At 60.5% G+C, this 25,950-nt stretch carries 25 protein-coding genes and 1 tRNA gene; 17 read left to right on the forward strand and 9 right to left on the reverse strand.

Annotated features, from left to right (window positions below; genetic code table 11):
• Positions 1-132: 132 nt before the first annotated feature.
• The gene (locus tag NW830_RS04515) at positions 133-321 is read left to right on the forward strand and encodes a hypothetical protein (RefSeq protein ID WP_414360594.1); all 189 of its coding nucleotides are present in this window, start codon (positions 133-135) and stop codon (positions 319-321) included.
• 139 nt (positions 322-460) lie between these two features.
• Entirely contained in the window at positions 461-886 is a 426-nt protein-coding gene (locus NW830_RS04520) for an NfeD family protein (protein WP_414360592.1), read from the forward strand.
• A 15-nt stretch (positions 887-901) separates the two neighbouring features.
• On the opposite strand, the gene ndk is transcribed toward NW830_RS04520, so the two are convergent.
• The 3 genes from ndk to NW830_RS04535 form a co-directional block, all read right to left on the reverse strand.
• Positions 902-1,357: a nucleoside-diphosphate kinase gene (gene ndk / locus NW830_RS04525; RefSeq protein WP_414360590.1), complete on the reverse strand. Its 456-nt coding sequence runs from the start codon at positions 1,355-1,357 to the stop codon at positions 902-904.
• Between the two features lie 74 nt (positions 1,358-1,431).
• Positions 1,432-2,091 carry a HupE/UreJ family protein gene (locus tag NW830_RS04530; protein ID WP_414360589.1) on the reverse strand — a complete coding sequence of 220 codons (660 nt, stop codon included), beginning with the start codon at positions 2,089-2,091 and terminating at the stop codon, positions 1,432-1,434.
• A gap of 74 nt (positions 2,092-2,165) precedes the next feature.
• Positions 2,166-2,678, reverse strand: coding sequence for a hypothetical protein (locus NW830_RS04535; RefSeq protein WP_414360588.1), 513 nt, complete (start codon positions 2,676-2,678; stop codon positions 2,166-2,168).
• A 63-nt stretch (positions 2,679-2,741) separates the two neighbouring features.
• Between NW830_RS04535 and NW830_RS04540 the strand changes: the two genes are divergently transcribed.
• From NW830_RS04540 to NW830_RS04575, 8 genes are all read left to right on the forward strand, one after another.
• A complete protein-coding gene (locus NW830_RS04540) occupies positions 2,742-3,095 on the forward strand; it encodes an MGMT family protein (protein WP_414360586.1) in 354 nt (117 codons plus the stop codon).
• Between the two features lie 162 nt (positions 3,096-3,257).
• Positions 3,258-5,255 (forward strand): bifunctional metallophosphatase/5'-nucleotidase, encoded by a 1,998-nt coding sequence (locus NW830_RS04545; protein ID WP_414360583.1) that lies wholly within the window; start codon positions 3,258-3,260, stop codon positions 5,253-5,255.
• Between the two features lie 171 nt (positions 5,256-5,426).
• Positions 5,427-5,954 (forward strand): hypothetical protein, encoded by a 528-nt coding sequence (locus NW830_RS04550; protein WP_414360581.1) that lies wholly within the window; start codon positions 5,427-5,429, stop codon positions 5,952-5,954.
• 40 nt (positions 5,955-5,994) lie between these two features.
• Positions 5,995-6,459, forward strand: coding sequence for a GUN4 domain-containing protein (locus NW830_RS04555; RefSeq protein ID WP_414360580.1), 465 nt, complete (start codon positions 5,995-5,997; stop codon positions 6,457-6,459).
• A gap of 23 nt (positions 6,460-6,482) precedes the next feature.
• A complete protein-coding gene (locus NW830_RS04560) occupies positions 6,483-7,208 on the forward strand; it encodes a DUF1995 family protein (RefSeq protein ID WP_414360579.1) in 726 nt (241 codons plus the stop codon).
• A 236-nt stretch (positions 7,209-7,444) separates the two neighbouring features.
• A complete protein-coding gene (gene sufU, locus NW830_RS04565) occupies positions 7,445-7,924 on the forward strand; it encodes a Fe-S cluster assembly sulfur transfer protein SufU (RefSeq protein ID WP_414360577.1) in 480 nt (159 codons plus the stop codon).
• Positions 7,925-8,193: 269 nt separating this feature from the next.
• Complete coding sequence (locus NW830_RS04570; RefSeq protein ID WP_414360575.1) at positions 8,194-8,787, forward strand: hypothetical protein; 594 nt, start codon at positions 8,194-8,196, stop codon at positions 8,785-8,787.
• 185 nt (positions 8,788-8,972) lie between these two features.
• Positions 8,973-10,499: a S10 family peptidase gene (locus NW830_RS04575; RefSeq protein ID WP_414360573.1), complete on the forward strand. Its 1,527-nt coding sequence runs from the start codon at positions 8,973-8,975 to the stop codon at positions 10,497-10,499.
• Positions 10,500-10,518: 19 nt separating this feature from the next.
• Here the strand turns inward: NW830_RS04575 and cysS are convergent, their stop codons facing one another.
• Positions 10,519-12,015, reverse strand: a complete 1,497-nt coding sequence (gene cysS, locus NW830_RS04580) for a cysteine--tRNA ligase (RefSeq protein ID WP_414360572.1) — start codon at positions 12,013-12,015, stop codon at positions 10,519-10,521.
• 475 nt (positions 12,016-12,490) lie between these two features.
• Between cysS and NW830_RS04585 the strand changes: the two genes are divergently transcribed.
• The 4 genes from NW830_RS04585 to NW830_RS04600 all read left to right on the forward strand — a co-directional run bounded on the left by NW830_RS04585 (position 12,491) and on the right by NW830_RS04600 (position 17,193).
• On the forward strand, positions 12,491-13,966 hold the full coding sequence (locus tag NW830_RS04585) for a LysM peptidoglycan-binding domain-containing protein (protein ID WP_414360569.1): 1,476 nt from the start codon (positions 12,491-12,493) through the stop codon (positions 13,964-13,966).
• Positions 13,967-14,053: 87 nt separating this feature from the next.
• Positions 14,054-15,424 (forward strand): FIST N-terminal domain-containing protein, encoded by a 1,371-nt coding sequence (locus NW830_RS04590; protein ID WP_414360568.1) that lies wholly within the window; start codon positions 14,054-14,056, stop codon positions 15,422-15,424.
• Between the two features lie 170 nt (positions 15,425-15,594).
• On the forward strand, positions 15,595-16,347 hold the full coding sequence (locus NW830_RS04595; protein WP_414360566.1) for a response regulator transcription factor: 753 nt from the start codon (positions 15,595-15,597) through the stop codon (positions 16,345-16,347).
• 63 nt (positions 16,348-16,410) lie between these two features.
• Complete coding sequence (locus NW830_RS04600; RefSeq protein ID WP_414360564.1) at positions 16,411-17,193, forward strand: S-adenosyl-l-methionine hydroxide adenosyltransferase family protein; 783 nt, start codon at positions 16,411-16,413, stop codon at positions 17,191-17,193.
• A 34-nt stretch (positions 17,194-17,227) separates the two neighbouring features.
• Here the strand turns inward: NW830_RS04600 and NW830_RS04605 are convergent, their stop codons facing one another.
• The 3 genes from NW830_RS04605 to NW830_RS04615 all read right to left on the reverse strand — a co-directional run bounded on the left by NW830_RS04605 (position 17,228) and on the right by NW830_RS04615 (position 19,043).
• Entirely contained in the window at positions 17,228-17,716 is a 489-nt protein-coding gene (locus tag NW830_RS04605; RefSeq protein ID WP_414360561.1) for an Hsp20/alpha crystallin family protein, read from the reverse strand.
• Between the two features lie 106 nt (positions 17,717-17,822).
• Positions 17,823-18,884, reverse strand: a complete 1,062-nt coding sequence (locus tag NW830_RS04610) for a histidinol-phosphate transaminase (protein ID WP_414360558.1) — start codon at positions 18,882-18,884, stop codon at positions 17,823-17,825.
• Positions 18,885-18,969: 85 nt separating this feature from the next.
• Positions 18,970-19,043 (reverse strand) — tRNA-Asp (locus NW830_RS04615).
• Positions 19,044-19,091: 48 nt separating this feature from the next.
• Between NW830_RS04615 and NW830_RS04620 the strand changes: the two genes are divergently transcribed.
• On the forward strand, positions 19,092-19,568 hold the full coding sequence (locus tag NW830_RS04620; RefSeq protein WP_414360556.1) for a hypothetical protein: 477 nt from the start codon (positions 19,092-19,094) through the stop codon (positions 19,566-19,568).
• 9 nt (positions 19,569-19,577) lie between these two features.
• Here the strand turns inward: NW830_RS04620 and NW830_RS04625 are convergent, their stop codons facing one another.
• Complete coding sequence (locus NW830_RS04625) at positions 19,578-21,221, reverse strand: protein kinase domain-containing protein (protein ID WP_414360553.1); 1,644 nt, start codon at positions 21,219-21,221, stop codon at positions 19,578-19,580.
• 259 nt (positions 21,222-21,480) lie between these two features.
• On the opposite strand from NW830_RS04625, the gene alaS reads away from it, so the two are divergent.
• Positions 21,481-24,150: an alanine--tRNA ligase gene (alaS, locus tag NW830_RS04630; protein WP_414360551.1), complete on the forward strand. Its 2,670-nt coding sequence runs from the start codon at positions 21,481-21,483 to the stop codon at positions 24,148-24,150.
• 55 nt (positions 24,151-24,205) lie between these two features.
• The gene (locus tag NW830_RS04635; RefSeq protein WP_414360548.1) at positions 24,206-25,180 is read left to right on the forward strand and encodes a GDP-L-fucose synthase family protein; all 975 of its coding nucleotides are present in this window, start codon (positions 24,206-24,208) and stop codon (positions 25,178-25,180) included.
• Here NW830_RS04635 and NW830_RS04640 read toward each other — a convergent pair.
• Positions 25,177-25,914 (reverse strand): DevA family ABC transporter ATP-binding protein, encoded by a 738-nt coding sequence (locus NW830_RS04640; protein WP_414360545.1) that lies wholly within the window; start codon positions 25,912-25,914, stop codon positions 25,177-25,179. The two genes, NW830_RS04635 and NW830_RS04640, sit on opposite strands and share 4 nt — an antisense overlap.
• Positions 25,915-25,950: the final 36 nt, after the last annotated feature.

A 25,950-nucleotide genomic window follows, 5' to 3' on the forward strand; every position in this document is an offset into this window, starting at 1 on the left:
CTCCTCTGGGCTTAACCGGTCTTCTCACCTCATCCAGGCTATCTGCGCCTATTCCGATCCCTAGCAGGCGCAAGATTCTCTTCAGGTCGGGTATCCTAAAGAAAATGTAAAACCCCAGGAGAGAACGACGGTATGGCTGGCCCAAATCTCAAGAGCCCTGAGCACGACTGCGCCACTCTTTGCCGAGATGGCTGCGTTTTAGGCGAGGCCTGCCCCCACCGAGAAGCAGCCCTTCAGGCGGTGGCCTTCATCATGAACACAGACTGGGAAACCCTGATGCGGCTTGCCGAGTCCAGGAACTTACCCAAGAATTCCCCTTAGGAGGAGAGGGATCCCTTGCAGTTTTTGAAGCCCTACCCCCTGGGTGGCTAGCTGGCAGTCTAGCGAGGAGAAAAAGGGATCCCTGCCCAGAATCCAGAGGCTGTGAGCCATACTAAACGTGGTGGGATCCCTAGGTCCTATGGTTTGGCCCTGGATTGTTCTTGGGTTGGTTCTCATTGCCTCCGAGCTGTTTTTGCCGGGGCTGGTAGCTGGCCCAGTGGGTTTGGCTGCTCTAGGCGCTGCTCTTTTGGCCCATTGGGGTTGGCCAGTTTGGGCCCAGTTCTTGGCTTGGATTGGGCTCTCCCTTGGGCTAATCATTCTCAGCCGGCGTCTGCTGCCCTCTCCTTCAACGCAATTGGAAGATCCCCTGAAGGAATCGCGAGAAGCGCGGGCAGTTACGGCCATTCCGCCGGGTGAGCGGGGTCGGGTCTCCTATCTCGGCTCCATCTGGAATGCCAAGTGCAGTATCCCTAACTTAGCCATCCAACCTGGTCAAGAGCTTTACGTGATCGAGCGCGAGGGCAATACTCTTATTGTAGTGCCAGCCCAGATGCTTGAGTCTTGAGTGCCCTTTGCAGCTCTACAGCTCTTCGTAAATCCAGCTTTGGGTGGCAGGCGTCCAGTTCACCAGCTCGGATTCTTGAAACCAAAGGGCAATCTCCCGCTGGGCAGTTTCCGGCCCGTCAGAACCGTGGACAAGGTTGCGGCCAATATCAATGCCAAAATCGCCGCGGATGGTGCCCGGCTCGGCTTCCAGGGGGTTGGTTTTGCCAATTAGCTTGCGAGCGGCAGCAATCACTCCTTTGCCCTGCCAGACCATGGCCACCACTGGCCCTGAGGTAATAAACTTTACCAGGCCGGGGAAGAAAGGGCGTTCCTTGTGTTCAGCGTAGTGGGCTTCTGCCAGCTCTCGGCTTACCTGCACCAGCTTTAGGCCCACCAATTGGTAGCCCCGGCTTTCCAGGCGCTGGATAATGGTGCCCACCAGACCCCGCTGCACGCCGTCTGGCTTGATGGCGATAAAAGTGCGCTCCATGGGATCTCCCCTTGTTTGAGTTGATCTTCACCGTTATCCTTGTACCGGATTGGGGATCCCCAGTGCAACGGTGTCTAGGAGCTCACCACCGCCAACGTCAGGAATATAGACCCCACTATCGCAATCATCCAGCCGGCGCTGCGGATGAAGCCAGGGATCCTCTCTGCCCAGGTTTCAGCTGCCCAGAGGGCAAGGAGCGCTACCCCATATTGCACGGTGCTCAACCCCAGTAAGTAGCCCAGCCAGGGCATGGGTTCGGCGCCGAGGATGGCTTCGGCATAGGCATAGCCATGGAATAGCCCAGCCAGGGACCCCCACAGCAGCAAGAGCCAACTGGGGAGCTGCCGCGATTGAACCAGCAGTAGGCCAAAGAGAACTATGGAGCAGGCAATCGCCAACTCCGTCAGCCCCAAGGGATCCCAGCCGGCCAGGTGGATCCCGGTGCCCAGTAGACTGGCCAGCACACAGCCCAAAGGGATCCCGTAGCGCCAGGGCTGCCCCGCTGCAATGAGACCCATGGCCACCACAAAGGCCAGGTGATCTAAGCCAATAACAGGGTGAGCCAGCCCCGAGAGAAATCCTTCCCATCCTGTGGCCGGCAATCTCCCGCCCAGAGCGTGGTGGGCAAGAGCCGGCCCAGAGGCCAGCCCGGCGATCCCTGCTCCCAGGCCAACGGCCCAGTTGCGGCCCACTGGAGCAGGCAAGGCCAAAGGTCGCCGCCACTGCCAAAACATGCTTTTTGCTACCTCACAATTAATTGCACGTACGCAAAGGGTCTAAGCTTGCTGTACCGGCAGCTAGGTCAAGTTCAAAGGTGCTCGCTGTACCCTTGTAGATTCTCCGGCTCAAATTGGCGCAAAATCCGCGTCGCCTCGCGAAGGCGGGTTTCGCTTGCTTCCTCCACAATGAGCACGTACTTGCCTGCATTGAGGCGGTTGCGGTAGGCAAGGGCATCGCCAGAGCCACTGGTTAGACCCACTCCTCCCCCCACAAAAAAGCTGCCCATGGCCCCGCCCAGGGCACCCAATAGGCCGCCAATGAGGTGGTTGCCCAGGGATCCCGCCCAAGCAAAGGTATCCAGGCCGCTGAGGAGGCTGAACCCCACTCCCGCCAAGAAGCCAAAGGGCACCAGCCAAATGGCTAGGCGCTGCATCTGCCGGCGGGCTGCTTGGGCCGGATCGATGAGCCCAAACTCATCTGCCGTTTTGTAGCCTCGCCCCAGGAGGTGCAGCCGCTCCACGGGAAAGCCCGCTTGTTCCAGGGCGCTGTAGGCCGCTTCGGCAGCCATGCGATCCGGCAGGACGGCAATGAGATAACTCATAAGAATAAGCTGCGCTTGTCCTTGGCCACTTCCATTGTCTCTTGAGTTTGGGGAGGGATCCCTATGACACCGGCCTGCCCCACCGAGGCTCAATCCATCAGCCTCTATCAGCGCTTTTATGAGGTTGTGCGGCGCATCCCGCCGGGGCGGGTGGCCACCTATGGGCAGGTGGCGCGGCTGGCCGGCTATCCGGGGTATGCTCGCCAGGTGGGCTATGCCCTGTTTCGCCTGCAAGGCCAAAAGACCGACATCCCCTGGCACCGGGTGATCAACGCCCAAGGGCGCATCTCCTACTCCCCCTTTCGCCTTGGCTACGACGACCTGCAAAAAGTCTTGCTCCAAGCCGAAGGGATCCCCTTCGACGCCGAGGGCCGGGTGGACCTGCACCAGTTTGGCTGGGATCCCAGCCAAGCTTAACCCGGGCTTGACCTAACCTTAAACAAACCATAGCAAAACCTCCCGCCCAGCCCTGGTAACGTGAACGCGAGGGCGTCTTGTGGACGGAGTGTAGGGATGGTCATGAAACCAGCTTGTTGCACGCGAGGGTCTGCCCCTGCCAAGGGAGGGTTCCCGGCTTGGGTGAACCCTCTGGCCAAGTCCCTTGGGGCTGGGCTGTGCTGCTTGGCGCTGGGTCTGGCTAACGCCTGCGGTACCACCGACGGCAGCTCAGTTCCTCCAGCCGGGGGAGGAGCGGGGTTTATTGCCTCGGATCCCAATGTCACCCTCTCCCCCCAGCCGCCTGTCTTCACGCTGCAGATTTTGCACGCCAGCGACTTAGAAGCTTCCATCGCTGCCGTTCAGGATGCACCCCGCTTCTCGGCGGTGGTGAATGCGCTGCGGCCCCAATTTCCCAACACCGTGATCCTCTCTAGTGGCGACAACTACATTCCCAGCCCCTTCTACAACGCCAGCGCCGATCCCTCGCTGCGGGCTCGCTACGACCGCACGCCTGGCAAGGCTGATATCGAGATCCTCAATGCCATTGGCTTTCAGGCCTCTGCTCTTGGCAACCACGAGTTTGACCAGGGTACCCGGCAACTCCGCGACCTCCTGCGGCCTGACCCTAGCCGCGGCTATGCGGGCGCCCGCTTTCCCTACCTAAGCGCCAACCTCAGCTTTAGCGGCACCGGCGAATTAAGCAGCACTGATCTAGCTCCCGATGGGCAAGAGGCCAGTTCCATTCCGGGCAAGATTGCCAAAACCGCTGTGATTACTGTAGGGGGACAGCGAATTGGCCTAGTGGGAGCCACCACCACGCGCCTAGCTGCCATTTCCAGTCCTGGCCCTGAAGTAAGGGTGGAAGGCAGAGTAGATGACAGTGACCAGGTCAGCGCCGCCTTGATTCAAAATTTCGTTAACCAGCTTACTGCCCAGGGCATTAACAAGATCATCCTCCTGGCCCACCTGCAGCAGCTCCAAAACGAGGTGGCCCTGGCCAGCCAGTTGCGGGATGTGGACGTCATCATTGCAGGGGGCTCCCATCGGGTGATTGCCAAGTCCACCGACCGCCTGCGCCCTGGGGATGTGCGCACGGGCGACTACCCGATTCTGCGCTCCTCCGCCAGTGGCCAGCCGGTGGCGGTGGTCAACACCGGCGCCAACTACCGCTACGTGGGCCGCTTGGTGGTTGGCTTCGACGCCAACGGGGTGATTGCCCGCATTGATCCGGTAAGCGGCGCCTATGCCACCGACGAGCAAGGGGTAGCAGCCGTAGGCGGCACTCCCAACCCTGAGGTGGTGCGGGTGGCCAACGAGATCGGCAACATCATCCGCACCAAGGATGGACGCATCTTTGGCTCCACAACGCAGTTCCTCAACGGCCTGCGGGCCGAGGTACGCACCGAGGAAACCAACCTGGGCAACCTCACGGCTGATGCCAACTTGGCCTACGCCAGAACGGTTGACCCCACCACGGTCATCTCTCTAAAAAACGGCGGCGGCATTCGCGCTCCCATCGGAGCTACCACCGGTGGCGGCGGCGGCGAGCCAGTGCGGCGGATCCCTCCGCTGGCCAACCCCGATGCCGGCAAGCAGGCAGGCCAAATTTCGCAACTGGATATCGAAACCGCTCTGGCCTTTAACAACGGCCTGTCGCTAGTAACCGTCACCGCCGAGGAGCTGAAGCAATTGATAGAACATGGAGTGGCCCAAACCCAGCCAGGGGCTACACCAGGCCGCTTCCCGCAGATTGGCGGCTTTGCCTTCAGCTTTGATCCCTCGCGGCCACCGGGATCCCGCGTAGTTTCTTTGCGGGTGGATACCCCCAGGGGCCCTGATGTAGTGGTGCGCAACGGCCAGCTGCAAGGGGATCCCCGCCGTACCTTCCGCCTGGTGACGCTGGACTTCTTGGCCAACGGTGGGGATGACTACCCCTTCCCGCGCCTGTCTAACCCCAACCGGGTGAACTTGGCCCCCAGTTCCGGCCTCACCTTCGATACTCCCGGCAGCGAACAGGATGCTCTAGCTCGCTACCTGCGGCAGATCGGGGTGTTTACCCAAGCCGACACACCGGCTGCCCAGGATACCCGCATCCAGAACCTCTCGGTGCGCCAGGACACAGTGCTGCAAGGTCTGTAGTTTGAGCCGTTGTCCAGCCAGTTGCCCCTCTCCTTCGTGGGGGAGGGGTGTTGGCTTGGGAGAAGGACTTTTCCGGTTGTCGGAAAGACTTGATTCCTACCACCTTGTTGACAGATTTTGGGCAAGGATTGGAACTACACTACTAGCGAGAGAAATTGACATTTTTTTTGTATGACGCTGGAAACGTTTTTCACGCAGCTCAACACCAACGGCCCAACAATTGCCATCTTGCTCTTTGCCGCCCCCTGGTTGGTTTGGGTTCTCTGCCACTGGATCCCGGGGCAGTGGGAAGAGCCTTTTTTGCTTAGCTTAAACCTTGGCCTAGCAGCAGTAAGCCTTGTCCTCTGGGCTGGCTACCTGGCCTACGCCACCAACACAGCTAGCTGGCAGGCAGTGGTCAAGCAGGCGGATATGTTCCTGTTGCTGGTGCCTCCCTACTATTTTCTTGCCTCCATCTGGGTGGCCCGCCAGCGCATGCCGCTCTCGCGGGTGCCGGCTTTCCGCACTCTGCAAGGGATCGGCCTCGTGGCAGCGGCCTATCTCATTCTCTCTTGGCTTAGCCGCCGGGTCTATGTGATCTTTTTTTCCTATCTGCCCTTCTCGACCTTCTTGTGGATTCTAGCGGGGCTGGTGGGGGTGGCCTACATCGGCTATCGCCTCATCTTTGGGGATCCGCCCCAGTACCCGCCCGAAAGCTGAGGGGACTAAGATATCGAGGAAGACCTTCGGCAACTGGGCAATGGTAGCTGTGCCTCTGATTTCGGCCCTGAACATCGACTACCGGCCTTTGCAGGAGCTGTTGTTGGCAGGAGCCTGGCGGGAGGCGGATCGCCTAAGTCTACAATTGCTGTGTCAAGCAGCAGGAGAGGGGGCACTGCGGCGGGGCTGGTTGTACTTTTCTGAGGTAAGCCGGATCCCAGTGGAGGATTTGCGCACCATCGATGCCCTGTGGCGGGCGGCTTCTGGGGATCGCTTCGGCTACTCGGTGCAGCGGCAGCTGTGGCTGGGGGTAAATCGCAATTGGGAGCGCTTTTGGTCGCTCATTGGCTGGAAGCAAGGCTACCACTGGACCCGCTATCCTGAGGAGTTTACCTGGGATCTCTCTGCTCCCAAGGGTCACCTGCCCCTTTCCAACCAACTGCGGGGGGTACGGGTGCTGGAGGAGTTGCTCACCCACAGGGCTTGGGAAGAGTCGTCCGGCTAAGTGTCTTCTAGTGGGATTGGACTGTGGCCGAGCACCTACAACTAACCCAATTTCCCCACTTGCCTGTCGACCTGGCCCAGGCCTGTGAGCAGGCCATTCAGGCCACGCAGCTGGCCATACAGGCGGGGTATCGCCGTTTGCTCATTGAGCTTCTTGCTCCTGAGATTAAACCAGAGGTCTTGGCCCGGCCGTTCTTGCAGCTGCTCCAGCCACCAGCTTTGGTGTTGTTTAGCGATGCCGGCGGAGCAGCCCTAGCCCAGCGGGAGTGGGGATCCCTTCCCGAAGGAGTGCAACTGCAGAGCCTGACTGCCCGCACCCAACCTACACCAGAACAGAGCCTCCTTTTCGTCATGCCAGCAGTCTACAACTTGGACCAGGTGGAGCGGGTCTGCCAGGCGGTCAGCGGCGGGGATCCGGCCAAAGGCCGGGATCCCAAGCCTGTTGTGCTCCTCAACCCCCAGCTTCAAGACGCCGCCACGGTGGGAGTGGGGTTGGCGGGCCGGCGGCTGCGGCAGCGCTTCCTGAGTACCTTTGAGACCAGCTACTATCTGCGCTCACTGGTGGGAGGGGCTCTGTTTCGCGCCTATCCGGATCCCTGGAGTGTGTGGCAGGAGGAGGAAGACGGCTGCTACAGCGTCCTCCAGACCTTTAGGGCTCGGCCCAGCGGCGAAGAAGTGGCCGAGCTGTTCCGGGCCCGCAGAAGAGGGGCTCCCTGGTGGAGCTGGCGGCGCTGGTTGGGATCCCTTTGATGCGCTTTGATGCGCTTGCGTTGGCCGGGCGGCGCACCATTGTTCCCCAAGTAGCCTGGCCAGAGCTCCTGCCTAGATAGCTTGCACCCTCTGCAGGCCTAGTCTCAGCTGAGAATAAAGTTAAGATTAACTTAGATTTCGCCAAACCATCCGAGGGGGCTGCTTCCCCAGGCTCCTGGAAAGGGAGGATGTTGCCCGAACGCAACTCCTCAGGTGTTGATTAGCTGGGAACAACAATGCCTCTTGACAACCTGCGCGGACTCTACCAACAAGTGATTCTCGAGCGCTACAGAAAGCCTCGCAACTTTGGCAGGGTAAATCCGGTTCACCGCCACCAACGCGGCCATAACCCCTCCTGTGGCGACACAGTTGATCTCACTTTGCAGCTGGATCCCAACCAGGAGCAGATTGTCGATGTCAAATTCGAGGGGGAAGGTTGCGCTATTGCTATGGCTTCTGCCGATTTAATGGCTGATGCTGTGCGGGGGCGTACTATTCCCGAAGCGCTGCAGTTGGTGGAGCGCTTTCAGGCCATGATGCGCGGCGGCGAAGAATTTCCCCGAGAGTACCGCTTCCTCAATGCCATGAAGGGGGTCGCCCAGTTCCCAGTGCGCATCAAGTGTGCCAACCTGGCATGGCATGCTCTCAAGCACGCGCTGCAATCCCCTGGCTCTGCAGAGGAGTCAGGGTTTGTAAGCAACGAAAACGTTGAGTGACCTCCTCCTGCCCTCCTGCTAGTCCCTCCACGAGGGGGCCAGGGAGGTCCCACGGCGGGGCTGTAGGGCAGCCTACCCTATCTTCGCGGGGGGTGTCTACGAGTCCAGGGCGAGGCTCATAGCCACATCCAGTAGCAACAGAACTCTGGCTGCTGCAGAAGCCCCGTTTGTGAAGGCAAGCGCTAGGCAACGAGAACCGCTTAAAGTTGAAGACAAAAAAAGAGCCAGAACTTTGGCTGGATAACGTTGGCCGAAGCAGAGATTTTGCAATGAGAGCCATTCTAGTAGCAGTCACGATTGGTTTAACCGGGATCCCTGGCCTAGCCTCTCTGCCAGTGGAGGCCCAGACCCTTTTTGAATTGGGTGCCTACCGTCTTGACCAGGGGACCCTTATCCCCGTCGGCAGCCTCAGCAGCGAAGGGCCGCAGTACTTTTACCCGGACACCCTCTATCCCCTAGAGGTGGCCGTTACGCAGAACATTTTCGACAGCCAGGGGCGCTTGGTGATCCCAGCCGGCAGTCGCGTTTTCGGGCAAATGGAGCCAGCAGCGGGCGGATCCCGCTTTGTGGCCACTTCCATTGTCCTTGGCGGTCGCACCTACAGCCTGCGGGCTTCTTCCAGCGTCCTTCCCGACGAGAAGGATCCCCGCCACTCCACGGCTGAGGCCATTGCCCAAGATGCGGCTATTGGGGCAGCGGCGGGTGTGGTGCTAGGGGCACTCACGGGCAACCTCTCGCTAGGTAACGTTCTGGGGGGCGCGGTGGCGGGAGGGGTGGTGGGCAATGTCACGGCTCCCCAGGTGGTGGTGCTACGCCCTGGCCAGTCTTTTTATTTGACCTTGGAAGCTCCACTGGCTTTGTAGGAGCTCCGCCGAAAACCGTTGGTGGCTTCTCCACTGACCTGCCCGCAGCTTGTGGTCCCCCTGGTGGATCAAGGGGGAAGCCGGCTGCTCTAGCCACTAACGCGAAAGAAGCAGGTTGGAAGAGATGGATGGCCGGCAACTTGTGATTGACTGGGGATCGGTTAGATTGCGGATCCCTGACACCTATGGCGGTAGAACCCAAGTCCACCCCTGCCCTGCACACCACTGAGCACACCTTTACCGCTGGAGGAGAGCCCTTCCCCTACAAGGCCTTGGCTGGTTGGCAAAGGCTCTTCCGCCGAGAAAAGCCAGTAGCGGAGATCTTCCACGTCGCCTATTTGCGCCAGGACGCTGAGCCCCAGCACCGCCCTCTTACTTTTGTTTTCAACGGAGGGCCAGGGGCAGCCTCTGCCTATCTGCACATGGGTGCGCTGGGGCCGAAACGCATTCGCTTTGGGCCCAACGGCAGTCTGCCCCCCTCGCCGGTACACCTTGTGGATAACGCCGAAAGTTGGCTGCCCTTTACCGACCTGGTCTTTGTCGACCCAGTAGGGACAGGCTTTAGCCGCGCCATCTCGGAGGACTCCCCATCTTCCAAAGAGTCTCAGGGAGCTGGGGCAACCTCTGCCCCCAAGCCCACTCAGCCGCTAGACAAGGAGGAGGAGCCTCCCAAGGAAGCGCCCTTCTGGGATGTGGAGCGGGATCTGCAGTCCTTAGGCGAGTTTATCCAGGGCTTCCTCTCGCGCTACAAACGCTGGCTCTCTCCAATTTTTATTGCTGGTGAGAGCTACGGTGGGTTTCGGGTGGCACGGCTGGCCAAGGAGCTGCAGTCCAGGTTTGGGGTCGGCCTGTCAGGGGCCATTCTCATTTCGCCAGCGCTTGAGTTTGGGTTGTTGGAGACCAACGATTACAACCTCAGCAGCTGGGCAATGCTTTTCCCTTCCTATGTAGCCACAGCAGCCCATCATGGGCGGTGTGGTTGGGGGGAGGATTTGCAGATCCTGCTGCCCAAAGCAGAAAGCTTTGCCCGGCAACGCCTGTTGCCGCTTCTGGCCATGGGGGAGGCAATGCCAGAGGCAGAGCGGCAAGCCATCTATGCAGAGATGGCGGCAGGGATCGGACTCTCACCTGAGTATGTGGCCCACAAGGGCGGGCGGATCGACCCGGCCAGCTTTGCCCGCGAGCTGTTGCGCTCCCAGCGGTTGGTGTTGGGGCTCTACGATGCCTCGGTAACCACCGTGGATCCCTTTCCGGATCGGCCTACCTTTGCAGGATCCGATCCCACCTTGGATGGGGTGGATCGCCTGTTTACTGCCGCCATCAACAGCCACCTGCGGGAGACCCTCCAGGTGGACACAGACTTGACCTACCACCTCCTCAACCTAGAGGTGTTCAAGTCCTGGCGCTTTACCCCCAAAGGGGAGCTCAAGCAGGGGTTCATTGGCGCTATGGACGAGCTGCGCAGCAGCATGGCTCTCAATCCCCACTTGCGGGTGAGCATTCACCACGGCTTCTACGATTTGGTTACGCCCTACTTTGCCTCTAACCACCTGGTGGACTTGATGAAGCTGGATCCTCGCCTTAGGGCCAACCTCCTCTTGCGCCACTACCGCGGCGGCCACATGTTCTACACCTGGGATCCCTCGCGGGTGGAGTGGTTTGCTGAGATGCGCCAGTTCTACCACAAGGCCATTGCTAGCCTTTCGGGGTAGGCGGCTCACCTCAGGCTTCCTACTCCCGCAGCCAACGGGTGGTGCCATCTTTTTGATCGATGAGGGTAATCCCCAGGGCCTTTAGCTGCTCTCGAATCCGATCCGCCTCGGCAAAGTTTTTCGCCCTGCGGGCAGCCGTGCGCTGCGCCACCAACTCTTCGATCTGCTCCTGCGGCAGAGGCAGCCCCTCTTTCTGGAGGGCGCTTGCCTGGCCTGGAGCAGCTACAGCCGGCTGCAACCAGCAAAAGCCCAGCGTAGCTAAGATCTCCAACAGGGCAGCACCCTTTTGCCCGAGTACCTGCGGCTCCAGCTGGGTGTAGCCCTGGTGGGTCAACAGGTTGTGCTCACGGATCAGTTCCTTGGCCAGTTCAAAAGCAACAGCCAGGGCCCCAGGGGTGCCAAAGTCATCGTCCATAGCCGCTTGGAAGGCTTGCATCGCCTTGGGATCAGGGGAGGCTGTCTCCCCTTGGCAAAACTGCTCGGCGCAGTGGATCCCTTTCTCGAGGGTTTCCCAGCCGCGGCTAGCCGCCTGCATTCCAGCCTCGGTGAGGTCAATCGGGCTGCGGTAGTGGGTCTGCAACAAGAACAGCCGCAGGGCCATAGGGTGATAGACGGCAAGCGCCTGGCGCAGGGTGGTGAAGTTGCCCAAAGATTTGGACATCTTCTGGCCGTTGACGTTGACAAAGCCGTTGTGCAGCCAGTACTTGGCCAGCGGCTTGCCGGTAATCGGCTCGGATTGGGCGAGCTCATTCTCGTGGTGGGGAAAAATGAGATCGGCCCCGCCGGCGTGAATGTCGATGTGATCCCCCAAGTTTTCCCGCACCATGGCCGAACATTCGATGTGCCAGCCCGGACGTCCCCAGCCCCAGGGAGACTCAAACCCCGGCTCGGAAGGGGGAACCGCTTTCCAAAGAGCAAAATCCCAGGGATCTCGTTTGCCAGCCCCTTCCTCCCCTACCCGGCCACTGGCCCCTGCCTCCAGCTCCTCCAGCTTGCAACCGGAGAGTTGACCGTAGTCTGGGAATTTACGGACAGTGTAGTAGACGCTATAGCCTGGGATTTTCCCCTGCGGATCCCGTACCCGATAGGCAAAGCCCTTGAGCTCTAGCGCCTGGATTAGCTCGAACATTGCCGGCAGGGATTGGGTTGCCCGGGGGTAGAGATCGGCCCGCTTGACGTTGAGGCGATCCATGTCCTGGAAGTACTCGGCGATGAAGCGTTCCGCCACCGCCTGCATCGATTCGCCCCGCTCCAGTGCCCGCTTGAGGATCTTGTCGTCCACATCGGTAAAGTTCTGCACATACTTGACCCAGTAGCCCCGCCACTCTAGGTAACGGCGCACCATGTCCCACACCACATAGGCGCGCGCGTGACCCAGGTGGCAGAGGTCGTAAACTGTAACACCGCAGACGTACATCCGCACCAGTGGCTTTTCCCCCTCCGCCACCTCACTAGCAGCAAGGGGCTGGAAGACTTCTTTGCGGCGAGTCAAAGTGTTATAGACAACTAAAGTCATGGAAAGCCCTAGCTTGTAGTTGTAACTTTAAGTACAGCAAAGTGGACTCTACTTTCCAAGGCGCCGTCCTCCCCGGGATAAGGCTAGGCAAAATTGCAAGAGGTAGAAGGCTGAAATCATCGTAGTGCAACCATCGTAGCTGGAATTACCTGCGAAGACTTGTCTAGATTTACCAACTACGGTAACCTAACCAGAGTGCAAACTGATTCGTTACATTGGCTTGAGCCTTGCTGCTTTCAAGCGAGGCGCGGGGCCAAGAGGTTACTTCTTCTCTTGCACTCTACCTAGTGGTGTGAGGATGCCTCCAAAATTAACCTTCTCAGATTCTCAGAGGGAGGAGCTAGATACCCCTAGGACTTTCTCTCCGGCTGAGGATTCGGTAGGAATCCCGCCAGCTCCAGATCCCTCTGGGGAAGGAGGCAAGGAGTGGGATCCTGAAACGTTCTCCGCCCTATCCAGACGTTGGTGGGCTGGCTTGGCCCTCTCTCTCAGCTTAGCCAGCCTGGTGTGGCTCCTAAAGCTGAAGGCGGATCCCAGAGCAGAGGTTTGGCAGGAGCCGCTGCCGAGTTCCGCTGAGGAGCCGGGCTCCTCCGAGAGGGCAGCTCCCTCGCCGGGGGTTGCTTACCGAGGGTATCCAGCCTGGGCCACCGGTCTTTTACTCATGTTGGGTGTGGCGGGGGCTGCTACTCTGCAGCAACGCCAGCTGTCTCGTTACCCTTTGGGAGCAGAGCTAGCCGAGCTGATCCCACCCTCAGTGCATACCCTCTCCGGCGCCCTGCAGCAGAACTACGAGCTCAAAAAAGCCCAACTGCGGCAAGCCCTCGAGGCTGGTCAAATCCCAACAGGGGAAGGGCCCCGAGGCATTCTCGAGCATGAGGTGCAGCCAGGAGAAACCCTCTGGCACCTAACCCAGAGGTATCAGCTCGATGCTGCTGCCATCGCCGTTTCCAACGGCCTGCAGGCTAGAACTGAGCTAAAGCCAGGGCAGAAACTGCTGATCCCTAGCCAGCCGGGGTTAATCTACACCGTCAAGGCAGGCGATACCCTGGAAGGTATTGCCAAGCGCTATCAAGTTCCGCAGCAACGAATTATTGAGGCCACCCCTCTGGAGCGGCCTGAATATTTACGTATTGGCCAGCGGCTGCTCATCCCCGGTGATGTGGGCGAGCTAATCCGGCGGGAGAAGGAGAGAATTGCCGCTCAAAAAGCCCGCGAAGCGGAAGAGCGCCGCCGCCAGGAAGAGGAAGCCCAGCGCCAAGCAGAGGCACAAGCTCGCTTACAAACTGAGCGGCCACGCCGAGCCCAGCAGAGGCTGCCAGCAGGGCAGGCCCTTTTGACCCACACCGTGAGAGCCGGCGACACCATCGAGCGGATTGCTGCTCGCTACGGGGTGACGCAGCGGTCAATTATCCAGGCTAACAACCTGCCCAACCCCCATTGGCTGCGCATTGGCCAGCGCCTAACGATTCCCGCCCCCCGCCCGCAGCCCACCGCCACCCCCCTTCGAAGAGCCCGCAGTCAGCCCCAAGCTCGGCCAGGGCCAGCAGCTTCTCTTCCGCCTCTTCCCCCAGCCCGCCGCAGCGGCTTCATTTGGCCGGTTTCGGGGCAAGTCACCTCTGGCTTTGGCTACCGTCGGGGTCGCTTCCATGCGGGGATCGATATCGCTGGCCCGCTGGGATCGCCGGTGGTAGCCGTTCAGGAGGGGCTGGTGACCTTTGCCGGCAACGCTGGAGATGGCTACGGCAATTACGTGGACATTCGCCATCCTAACGGGATCGTTACTCGCTACGCCCACGGCCACCAGATCTATGTGTCCGAGGGCCAGTACGTGCAGCAGGGCCAGGTCATCATGAGCCGGGGCAACACGGGCTACAGCACAGGACCCCACCTGCACTTTGAAGTCCGCCCTGGCGGAGGCGCGCCTGTCAATCCCCTGCCCTACTTGCCCTGATCCCCCTAGGGCCAGCCTAGAACAGCCAGTCCAGAGGATAAATTGCTAGCCTAAAAGAGCGAGCTCCCAACCTCTAGGAACGCACCGATGCAGTGGGCGAACGCACTCTCCCAGCTCCCTTCCCTGGAAGCAGCTCTGCAACAGGTGGTGGAGGAAGCCAAGGCTCAACTTCAGGCAGCTCAACTGAAAAATGCCCTGACGCAACAGGTGCAGGGGGTGGGCTCCGGCAGCTTGCCGGGGCTGCTTACTGGCTACCTTCCCCCTCAGCCGCTACGGCCCAACTTAGGGATCCTATTTGTGTCAGCGGCCTTTGCTAGCGAGTACGTTCGCGTGCTGCCCTTGCTGTCCGACTTGCTCGAGGTGGACGTTTTAATTGGCTGCTCAGGGGGTGGCATTGTTGGCGGCGGCCAGGAAATTGAGGAGGGGCCGGCTTTGTCGCTTTCTTTGGCGGTGCTGCCCGAGGTGGCCCTGCACCCCTTTCATCTGCGCGGGGATCAACTGCCTGATTTGGATGCACCTCCTTCGGCGTGGGTTGAGCAAGTAGGGGTTGCGCCGCAGGCCCAGCCCCATTTCTTGCTCCTAGCCGATGGATTTTCCTCCCGCATCTCCGAGCTGCTGCAGGGGCTAGATTTTGCCTATCCCGGCGCCGTCAAGGTGGGGGGATTGGCCAGCGGTGGCCGCGGTCCTCGGGGCAATGCTTTGTTTTTGCTGGATGCACGTACCCCCACGCCCCGCTGCGAGCTGTATCGGGAAGGCACAGTGGGGCTGGCGCTCTCCGGCAACGTGGTGCTGGAGGCAGTGGTGGCCCAGGGGTGCCGTCCCATTGGGGATCCCTTGCGCATTACCGAAGCAGAGGGCAATGTCATCCTCAGCTTGGAAGGGCGACCGCCCCTAGCGGTCCTCCAGGATTTGTTCGAACGCCTGAGCCCCGCGGATCGCCAGTTGGCTCGCCACGCCCTCTTCATTGGCTTGCTGATGGATGAGTTTAAGGCGGATCCAACACCAGGGGATTTTCTCATTCGCGTAATCCTCGGCGTTGACCCGCGAGTGGGAGCCATAGCCATTGGGGATCGGGTGCGCTCCGGCCAGACAGTGCAGTTTCATCTGCGGGATGCCCAGGCCTCGGCAGAGGACCTGCGGTGGGCTCTCAGCCGCTATTGCTTTGAACGCAACTTGGGGCGAAATTCTGCCTCAGAACGTTCCTCCCAGCTAAGCCCGCAGCCTTGTGGGGCGCTAATGTTCGCCTGTTTGGGGCGAGGCAAGGGGCTATATGGCGTCCCCAACTTTGACTCGCAGCAGTTTCGAGAAATCCTGGGAGAGGTGCCATTGGGGGGCTTTTTTTGCAACGGGGAGATTGGCCCAGTGGGGGGATCCACCTTTTTACATGGCTACACTTCCTGCTTTGGTATCTTCCGGCCCGCCTGCTGGCTTCCCTCTGGCGGGGGAGCCAGTTCCTAAGCAAGGCCCTAGAAGGCCGAGCTAGGTGTACTCCTCAACTGGAGGCTATGCCAGCCTCGCTTGCCTGCTGCAATGGATGTAGAATTCAGTAAACTTTGAGGTGGAAAGCCTCAATTCTTTGTTAGCGCCTTTAACAAAACGTTTTATCCGAGTTTGGGCTGCAACCATCTATGGCTCGCATACTCATCATTGAGGACGATCCTTCAATCCTAGATATTCTACGTATCAATCTGGAGTTGGCGGGCTACGAAGTTGTCAAGGCTACTGACGGAGTTCGTGGGCAGGCGCTAGCTCTGCAAGTTCTCCCCGATCTCATCATTCTCGACCTAATGCTACCCCAAGTGGATGGACTAACGGTTTGCCAACGGCTGCGGCGGGACGAACGCACCAGCGACATTCCCATTTTGATGCTTACCGCCCTTGGCCAAACCCAGGACAAGATCGAGGGCTTCAACGCCGGTGCTGACGACTATCTGACCAAGCCCTTTGAGGTGCAGGAGCTACTGGTACGGGTACGGGCTTTGCTGCGCCGTGCCGATCGCATCCCTCAGACGGCTAAGCACGGCGAGATCCTCACCTATGGCCCCTTGACATTGGTGCCGGAGCGGTTTGAGGCGGTGTGGTTTGGCAAAACCATTAAGCTCACCCACCTGGAGTTTGACCTGCTCCACTGCCTCTTGCAGCGGCACGGCCAGACGGTTTCCCCCAGTGAAATCCTCAAGGAGGTATGGGGCTACGATCCCGACGATGACATCGAAACCATCCGTGTCCACATCCGCCACCTGCGCACCAAGCTGGAGCCGGATCCCCGCCACCCTCAGTACATCAAAACTGTCTACGGGGCAGGCTATTGCCTAGAGTTGCCCAACATTGCCGAGCCCCTTCCGTCCCAGCCGGAGCTGGCAAAAGACTCCTCCTCATGAGGGTGCCCCCACAGCAGGGGCAGTTGCCGGTAGGAAGGTAAGCAAGCGCTGCCTGGCCCGCCCATGAAAATCATTAGTCTACTCACGGATTTTGGTCTCCAGGATCCCTACGTCGGCATTCTGAAGGGGGTGATTTGGGGGATCGCGCCACAGGTTCAGTTTATCGACCTCAGCCACGCGATCCCGCCCCAGGACGTGGCAGCGGCCCGTTTTGCCCTGATGACGGCCTATCCCCATTTACCTTCTGGAACCATTCACCTGGCGGTGGTAGATCCGGGGGTGGGGAGCAGCCGAAGGGCGGTGGCCATCCAAACCGAAAGAGGCTATTTGGTCGGCCCTGACAATGGTCTCTTCAGCGGCGTTTTGGAGCAATCCCCACCTCTGGCTGCGGTGGAACTCAACCGACCCCGCTACTGGCGCACTCCTTCTCCCAGCCGTACCTTTCACGGGCGGGACATTTTTGCCCCTGTGGCGGCCCACTTGGCCAACGGGATCCCTTTGGCAGAACTGGGGGATCCCTTAGACGTGACCGAGCTGGTTCGCTGGGACTGGCCGCCACCGCAGCTGGAGAGCAACGGCTGCCGGGGTATCATCCAGGCCATCGACCACTTTGGCAATGGCATCACCAATCTGCCGGGTCAGTGGGTGGAGGGACGGCGCTGGAGCGCCTGGATCAAAGGCCTCCCCATCCGCTCTGCCACCACCTTTGCCGAAGGAAGGGAAGGCGAGCTGCTGGCCTTGGTGGGCAGCTCGGGCTGGGTGGAGATTGTGCAAAACCGCGGCAACGCCAGCCGTAGCCTCGCTTTCAAAGTAGGGGAGGAGGTGCGCCTGCAGTGGGCTGGCTAGCGTCCTCACCCCTCTCCCCCTGCAACGGGAGAGCCTAGGCAGGCTGGCTTTCCACCGTCACAGCTTCCGGTGCAGTGGGGCCCACCTGGACTTTGACAACCCGTGCGGCATCGGCTTTGGGCAAGGTGAGGGTGAGAATGCCATCCCGATAGGTGGCCGAGACTTTCTCCGGCTGAATAGCTTTGCCCAGTCGGAGGAGGCGCTGAAAAGGCTGTGGCTCCACCTCTTGATAGAGCAACTCGGCCCCTTCAGGGCCTTGCAGCCGAATCTCGCCGCTGATGGCCAATTGCTGAGCAGTGGTCTCGATGCGGAAGCGCTCCGGATCAGCTCCCGGCACCCACACCTGGACAGTGTAGGCTTCGCCGCTCTCCCAAACCTGGAGTGGCACCGTGAGGAAGTGGCGAGGGCGCTCGCTGGAACGCTGCTGCCTTGGAAGGTCAAAGGGGCTGAAGTAAACCAATTCCATTTCCATGATGCCTCCTTGGGTAAGCCAAGCCATCCACCAATGGCGCTTGGATCCCACTTCTCTCCAGAAGTTTGGGAAGAGCGGGATCCAAACCCACTTCCATCCTCCAAGACTGCTGTTGTTACAAAGGAGGGCAAGCCGATCCCAGTAGGGAGGGATCCCTTTACCTCACTGGCTGTAAAAGCAGCCGCAGACGCTCCAGAGCGCGTTGGTTTTCTTCAGGGGTGCCCACCGTTAGGCGCAGCCCACCGCCGGTACAGCGCACACAGGTTCCTAGCTCCTGCCAGGCCTGCTGCAACGCTTGGGGATCCCAGTTGGCTACCCGAAAGTAGAGAAAGTTGGCTTGGCTGGGCCAAACCCGCACCCCCGGCAGCTCCTGGAGGGCCTGGTAAAGCGCTTCCCGCTCCTGACGGATGAGGGCTACGTCGGCCAAAAGTTCCTCGGCATGCTCTAGGGCAAGCCGGGCAGCCCACTGGGAAATCGCCGAGAGGTTGTAGGGCAGGCGGATGGCTTCTAGCACCTGGATGAGCTGGGGATGGCCAATGGCGTAGCCCACCCGGTGGGCTGCCAGGCGAAAGGCTTTGGAGAAGGTGCGCAGGATAACCCAGTTGGGGTGCTCTGCCAACTTGGGCAGGGCCGTGTGCTGGCTAAACTCGAAATAGGCCTCGTCCACAATCACCAGAATTTCTTCCGGCAGCCCTTCCACCCACTCCCACTCAGCTGCCGTTAGGCCATTGCCAGTGGGCGAATTGGGATCCACCAAACACACCACCCGCACCCGCTGCTCGGCTATGGCCTCCTGGCACCGCCCCAGATCCAGGGCAAAGCTTTCGGGGTGGCGGGGCACGCGCACCACCGGGATCCCCAGGCTCTCAGCCAGAATAGCGTACATAGAAAAGGTAGGCTCTGGCACCAAAATGCCGCCCCTTCCGCCCAGGCAGGTGGCAATGAATAGGGATCGGATGAGCTCGTCGGAGCCGTTGCCTACACTAATCTGCTCAGGCGCTGCCCCCGCATAGGCGGCGATGGCCTGCTTGAGGCGCCACTGCTGGGCCTCGGGATAGCGGTTGCTTGGGATCTCCTTTTCCCAGAGAAGGGAGAGTTTCTGCTTAAAGCCCGGCGGCCAATCCCAGGGGAACTCGTTGGCATCCAACTTGTCAGCCCCTGTGGCCAGGCCAGCATCGTAGGGCTGCAGCTGAAGCAAATCTGGGCGCAGATACCGCAAGGCAGATCTCCCTGACGGGGCAGGGTACCTATGATAGCAGGGCTAACCTTTTTGCCAAAGTAAGCTAGAGTGTTTCTAATCTGGACGGGGCTGACGGGGCTCGAACCCGCAACTTCCGCCGTGACAGGGCGGTGCTCTAACCAATTGAACTACAGCCCCAGGAGCTACAAGTACCTATTCTGACCTAGATAAGGATGGTTGTCAATCATGGTACCTAGTCTAGCGGCCCAGGCCGCAACCTTAGTGGAGGCAGCCCCGCAGAACGGGATCCCGGCCACAGCAATGCAGCAGGTGGCGTCGGTGCTGACCCAGGTGGCCCAACATTTGGATCACCTGCAGTACACCATCTTGCGCTATCCCGATGGCGGCTGGCTAACGGCACGACTGGTGGAAACCTCTCCTGGAACGGAGCCCATCAGCCATCTTTGGATCCCGGCTTTTGGCCATCTGGAAGATGCCCAGGCAACCCTGGCAGAGCTGCGGGAGCAGGCACCGGAGTTGGAGGCCGCCTCTTTCCAGGTTTTGGAGCTGCTGTTGCTGTCTTTGGGGTTTTCCCGCGCCGAAGGCATTGTCTTTTACGACCAGGCGGGGGAGCGGCGGCAAGGGAAAGCTGTCAATTGTCGGCTTTTGGTGGAGCAGATCAACCAAGCCCTGCGCCAGGTCATTCCTCCACCCCTAGCCTAAGGCGGAACCTCAGTCCAAGAGAGCCCCCTGGCGGCGGGCAAACCTACGCAACTTCTCCTCCATCTGGGCCCCCCGCAGATCGGCTTTGGAGAAGTTGGTAAAGCGCTTGCCCCCTTCCTCGCGCAGCAGGAAGGTGCTGCTGCCTACAGACCAAAGCACCGAGCTGGCCGCTACCATTGCGATCCCGGCTGCCCCTAGGGCATAGACCACATTGCGCGCGGTAAAATGAACGAGCAAAAACGCTAGGCCGCCTGCTCCCAGGAGCCCTCCCAGGCCTGCTAAGATCCCGCCCAGGGTTCGGGCTGACCCAAGAAGCCGGTTTAGAAGACGCAGCCAGCCGGGCTGAGGCACGTTGAAGCGGACGCCGCGCAGATCTGCCCCTTGCAGATTGGCTCCTGAAAAATCAGCCCCCCGCAGATCGGCGCAGCGCAAGTCATAGCCGGCCAGGTTCTGGTTGGCAAAGGACTTGCCCCGCAGATCTGCCCCCGCCAGAGACGGCAGCCGCGGCGGGGTGGCCGGCCTCATCCGCCCACTGCCGGTGATGCGGCTGGTGGGGCCGAGTTGGGTAAAACCAGGGGGAGCAGATCCCCCGGGCAGCAGGCCTCCCGCGCCGGGCCGAGGGAGCGGTGTAGGCGAGAGTCCATCTGTTTGGGGCAGGGGGGGAGAGGTTGAGCGGCGTCTGGCCCAATGGTCGGAGATTAACAAGGGGCTGGAGGCGGTAGTCAACGGAGAGCGAGGCAGGAGGATTGGCGAGGAAGGCGAGCTCTCTTCCATCCCCTGTAGAGCCCGCAGCACCTCAGTAGCCGTGGCAAAGCGCTGGCTGATGGCCGGCTGCAGCATGCGGCGCAAAATGGCGTCGAACTCAGGGCTAAGCTGCAGGCGATCCGACCAATCCCATTGGCCAGTCTGGTGGTTGTAAAACTTGGCCGGCGACTCTAAAGTCATCAAGTTAATACAGGTAGCAGCCAGCGCGTAGAGATCGCTGGCGGGGCCTACTGCTTGACCGGCCACCTGCTCTGGGGGAGAAAAGCCCAGCGAGCGGATGGCTGTATATTCTTCCTGGGCCTCATGGCCTGGCCCCAGCTGCTTCACCGCCCCAAAGTCAATCAGCACCAAGCGGCCATCTTCTTTGCGGCGAATGAGATTGGCCGGCTTGATGTCGCGGTGGACGGTGTTGTGGCTGTGGACATAGCTGAGGATGAGCAGCACCTCCTGCATCACCTGCCGGGCTTGTTCTTCAGAAAAGGGCCCGTTGCGCCGCGCCTCCTGGGCGAGGGTGATCCCCTCGATAAACTCCTGCACCAAGTAAAACTTGCCACCTTCCTGGAAGTGGGCGTAGAGCCTGGGGATTTGCGAATGCTCCCCCAGGCGCTCCAACACCTTGGCTTCGCGGTTAAACAGCTCCTCTGCCAGTTTGGCCAGTTGGGGCGAATTCCCCACCGGGCGCAACTGCTTGATCACCCGCCAAGGCTTGGAGGGCAGGTCTTCATCGCGGGCCAAGAAGGTGGCGCCAAATCCCCCCTGCCCCAGGCGCTTGAAGGCCCGGTAGCGATTGCGCACTAGCAGCGGCTGGCCACAGGAGGCACAGATGGAAGCATCCGGCGGATTTTCTGGCTGCAGACAGTCAGGATTGAGACAATAGCAGGTGAGCATACCCCTCCAAAGGCTACCGGTGACCTCTAGGTAACCAAGACGGGGCCGCTGGGGGGGCAAGCGCGTTAGACATCTAGCCTAGACCCACATCTGGTTCCAACAGGCTGATCCTAGCGTTTGCCCACGCGAGCTCAAGCGGAGAAATCGCATAGATTTTGCTGCCTTGACAGGTGGTGCCGGCAAAATCCAGGCCCCGAGGGTTCAACTGCTCTAGCAACAAAAAACCTAGAATTGAATACAGTTACTCTTCGCCTTGGCCATGTCTCCATCCTTCTCCGGTGCCGCTATCCGGCAGGCTTTTCTAAACTTCTACGCCCAGCGGGGCCACCAGGTACTGCCCAGCGCCTCCCTGGTGCCGGAGGATCCCACGGTGCTGCTGACTATTGCCGGCATGCTGCCCTTCAAGCCCATCTTCCTGGGGCATCAAGAGCCACCCTATCCGCGGGTTACAACGGCCCAGAAATGCGTGCGCACCAACGACATTGAGAAGGTGGGACGGACGGCCCGCCACCACACGTTTTTCGAGATGCTGGGCAACTTTAGCTTCGGCGACTACTTCAAAAAGGAGGCCATCACCTGGGCCTGGGAGCTGCTAACAGAGGTGTTTGGCCTGCCGCCGGAGCGCCTGGTGGTGAGCGTCTTTCAAGAAGATGAGGAGGCCTTTGCCCTCTGGCGCGAGGAGATAGGGATCCCGCCCCACCGCATCCAGCGCATGGGGGAGGAGGACAACTTCTGGGCTGCCGGCCCCACTGGTCCCTGCGGCCCTTGCTCCGAGATCTACTACGACCTCAAGCCAGAGCTGGGGGATGAGCAGATTGACCTGGGGGACGACTCCCGCTTCTTGGAGATCTACAACCTGGTGTTCATGGAGCTCAACCGGGACAGCGAGGGCCGCCTCAGCCCCTTGGCCAAGCAAAACATTGACACTGGCCTAGGGCTGGAGCGGCTGGCTCAGGTGCTGCAGGGAGTCCCCAACAACTACGAGACGGATTTGATCTTTCCCATTGTGCAGAAGGCGGCCGAGATTGCCCAGGTGGACTACTTCCGGGCCAGCCCTGAGCAGAAAGTCTCCCTCAAGGTAATTGGGGATCACGCGCGGGCGGTGATGCATCTCATTGCCGATGGGGTGATCCCCTCCAATGTGGATCGGGGCTACGTGCTGCGGCGCTTGATCCGGCGGATGGTGCGCCACGGGCGCCTCTTGGGGATCGGCGAGCCCTTTACCTGGCCAGTGGTGGAGACGGCCATCCAGTTGGCGGAGGCGGCCTATCCCGAGGTGCGGGAGCGGGAGGCGGTGATCAAAGCCGAGCTGCAGCGGGAAGAGGAGCAGTTTCTCAAGACTCTGGAGCGGGGGGAACGGCTGCTGTTTAATCTGTTTGCAGACGTTACCGCCACTGGCGCGCCAAAGCAGATCTCCGGTGCCGCCGCCTTCAAGCTCTTTGACACCTATGGCTTCCCCTTGGAGCTGACCCAGGAAATTGCCCAGGAGCACGGCTTCAGCGTGGATGTCCAGGGCTTTGAGCAAGAGATGGAAAAACAGCGGCAGCGGGCCCGCGCCGCCCACCAAACCCTCGATGTCATGGCTCAGGGATCCCTGGACGAGCTGGCTGAGTTTTTAATCGAGACGGAGTTTCTCGGCTACAGCCAGTCCTCTGCCCGCGGCGTGGTGGAGGCGCTCCTAGTGGAAGGGAAGTCGGTGCCTCAGGTAGAGGCCGGGCAGGTGGTGCAGGTGGTTTTGGATCGCACGCCTTTTTATGCGGAGTCCGGGGGGCAAATTGGCGATCGCGGCTACCTGGCCGGGGAGGGCGTGTTGGTGCGGGTGGAGGATGTGCAAAAGCGGGGGGATCTGTTTGTCCACTTTGGCCGGGTGGAGCGGGGGATCCTGCGGGTGGGGGATCCCGTGCAGGCCCAGATTGACCTGGCCTGTCGGCGGCGCGCCCAGGCTCACCACAGTGCCACTCACCTCCTGCAGGCAGCCCTCAAGAAAGTGGTCGATCCCTCCATCAGCCAGGCGGGATCCCTGGTGGCCTTTGACCGGCTACGTTTCGACTTTACCCTCTCGCGTCCCCTTACCCCCGAGGAGCTGGAGCAAGTTGAGAACTTGGTTAACACCTGGATTGCCGAGGCCCATCCGGCTCAGGTAGCCATCCTGCCCCTAGCAGAGGCCAAAGCCAGAGGGGCAATAGCCATGTTTGGGGAAAAATACGGCGCTCAGGTACGGGTGGTTGATTTTCCGGGGGTGTCGATGGAGCTCTGTGGCGGCACCCACGTCAGCAACACGGCTGAGATTGGCCTGTTTAAGATCATCTCCGAAACCGCCGTAGCCGCCGGGATCCGCCGCATCGAGGCTGTAGCGGGGCCAGCGGTGCTGGAGTACCTCAACGAGCGCGACAAGGTGGTGCGGGAGCTAAGCGCCCAGTTCAAGGCCAAGCCGCAGGAGATCCCAGAGCGGGTGGCGGCTCTGCAGGCGGAGCTGAGGGCTACCCAGAAGGCGCTTGAGGAGGCCCGCAGCCAGCTGGCCCTGCTCCAGGCAGAGCAGCTCTTGCCCCAGGCAGTATCGGTTGGGAACCTCAGGATCTTGGTGGCGGAATTGGGAGCCACTCCCCCTGAGGCCCTCAAAGTTGCCGCCGAGCACCTGCTCCACAAGGTAGGAGAAGGGGCAGTGGTGCTGGGATCGGTGCCAGAGGCGGGCAAGGTGAGCTTCGTAGCTGCTTTTAGCCCGGCGGTTCAGCAACTTGGCCTCAAGGCGGGCTCCTTTATTAGCGAGATTGCCAAACTCGCTGGCGGTGGTGGGGGTGGGCGGCCCAACCTGGCCCAGGCCGGTGGCAAGCAGCCCGAGAAACTGGCGCAAGCCTTGCAGGTGGCCCAGGAGCGGCTGCGGGCAGAGCTGGAAAAGGGAGCGCAGAAACCTGCAAGCTCGAGCAGTTAGAAGAGGAGCAGCCCCTCTGCCCCATAATGGAAGCCGGGAATTTTCCGCACTCACCATGACGCCCAATAGTTGGTCCAGTGCCATCGACCTTAGCCAAAAGCGCATTTTGCTCACCGGAGGGAGTGGCTTTTTGGGCAAACATGTGCTGCAGCAGTTGCAAGTGCTGGGGGTGAAGCCGGAGCAGGTGCGGATCCCGCGCTCCCGCACCCACGACCTGCGCCGCTGGGAAGTCTGCCAAGAGGTGGTGCAGGGGCAAGATGTCGTCATCCATTTGGCGGCCCATGTGGGCGGCATCGGCCTCAACCAGGCCAAGCCGGCGGAGCTCTTCTACGACAACCTGATCATGGGATCCCAGCTCATCCACGCCGCTTATCTAGCCGGGGTGGAGAAGTTTGTCTGTGTGGGCACCATTTGCGCTTATCCCAAGTTCACCCCCGTCCCCTTCAAGGAAGAGGATCTCTGGAATGGCTACCCGGAGGAGACCAACGCCCCCTACGGCATTGCCAAGAAAGCCCTGCTGGTGCAGCTGCAGGCCTACCGGCAGCAGTATGGCTTCAACGGCATCTACCTCCTGCCGGTGAACCTCTACGGCCCCATGGACAACTTCGATCTTGAAACTTCCCACGTGATCCCGGCCTTGATCCGCAAGGTGCATGAAGCCCAACAGCGGGGCCAGAACTACGTGGAGGTGTGGGGAGATGGCAGCCCCACCCGCGAGTTTTTCTACGTCGAAGATGCGGCCCGGGGTATTCTCCTGGCCACTCAGCTCTACAACAGCCCTGAGCCCCTGAATTTGGGCACGGGCGAGGAGATCTCCATTCGGGATCTCATTGCCCTCATCTGCGAGCTGATGGAGTTTCGCGGCGAGATCCGCTGGCAAACGGACAAGCCCAACGGCCAACCCCGCCGCTGCCTAGATGTCTCCAAGGCCCGCGAGAGGATAGGCTTTGTGGCCAAGGTGGGGCTGCGGGAAGGGCTGCAGCGCACCATCGACTGGTACCGCCGCCACGCCTCCAACGGGGCAAACTAGGCAAGGGGCTGGCTCTCCAGCCTTCCATCCTCCATGTGCAGCACCCGGTCGGCAATATCAAGGATGCGGTTGTCGTGGGTCACCATCAGGATGGTGCAACCCTGCTCCCGCGCCAACTTCTCCATCAGGGTCACCACCTCGCGGCCCGACTTGCTATCCAGGGATGCCGTTGGCTCATCCGCCAGCACCAGCTTGGGGTGGCTGACCAGGGCCCGCGCAATGGCCACCCGCTGCTTTTGCCCTCCCGAAAGCTGCTCTGGGTAGTAGTGGACGTGATCCCCGAGGCCCACTGCTGCCAGCATCGCTTCTGCCCGCTGTTGGGCTTGCTGGCAAGAAAGGCCATTGTGCAGCTCCAGGGCCATGCGCACATTTTGGGCTGCCGTCAGGGAGCGCAGCAGGTTGTGGGCCTGAAAAATATACCCGATTTTGCGGCGGACCTGGACAAGCGTGTTGGGCTTGGCTCCCCGCAGCTCCTGCCCCAATACCTGCAAGCTGCCCTCCTGGACCGAGCGCAAGGCTCCCAGGAGGGTGAGCAGCGTGGTCTTGCCGGAGCCAGAGGGGCCAGTCAACAACACAATCTCCCCCGGCTGCAGAACAAAGTTGATGTCAAAAAGCACTTGCCGGCGCAGGGATCCCTCTCCGAAATAGTGGTTTAGCCCTTCGACTTTGACCACTGGCTCAGCAGTATTTTGAGTAGGAGTGGGAGCAGCTTGATGAAGAAGAGAAGTTAGCATAGGAAGCTCAAAATCCCAGAACTTTGCATTGACAAA

The sequence above is a fragment of the Synechococcus sp. OH30 genome, assembly GCF_047462175.1.
In the GTDB taxonomy this organism is placed as follows: Bacteria; Cyanobacteriota; Cyanobacteriia; order Thermostichales; family Thermostichaceae; genus Thermostichus.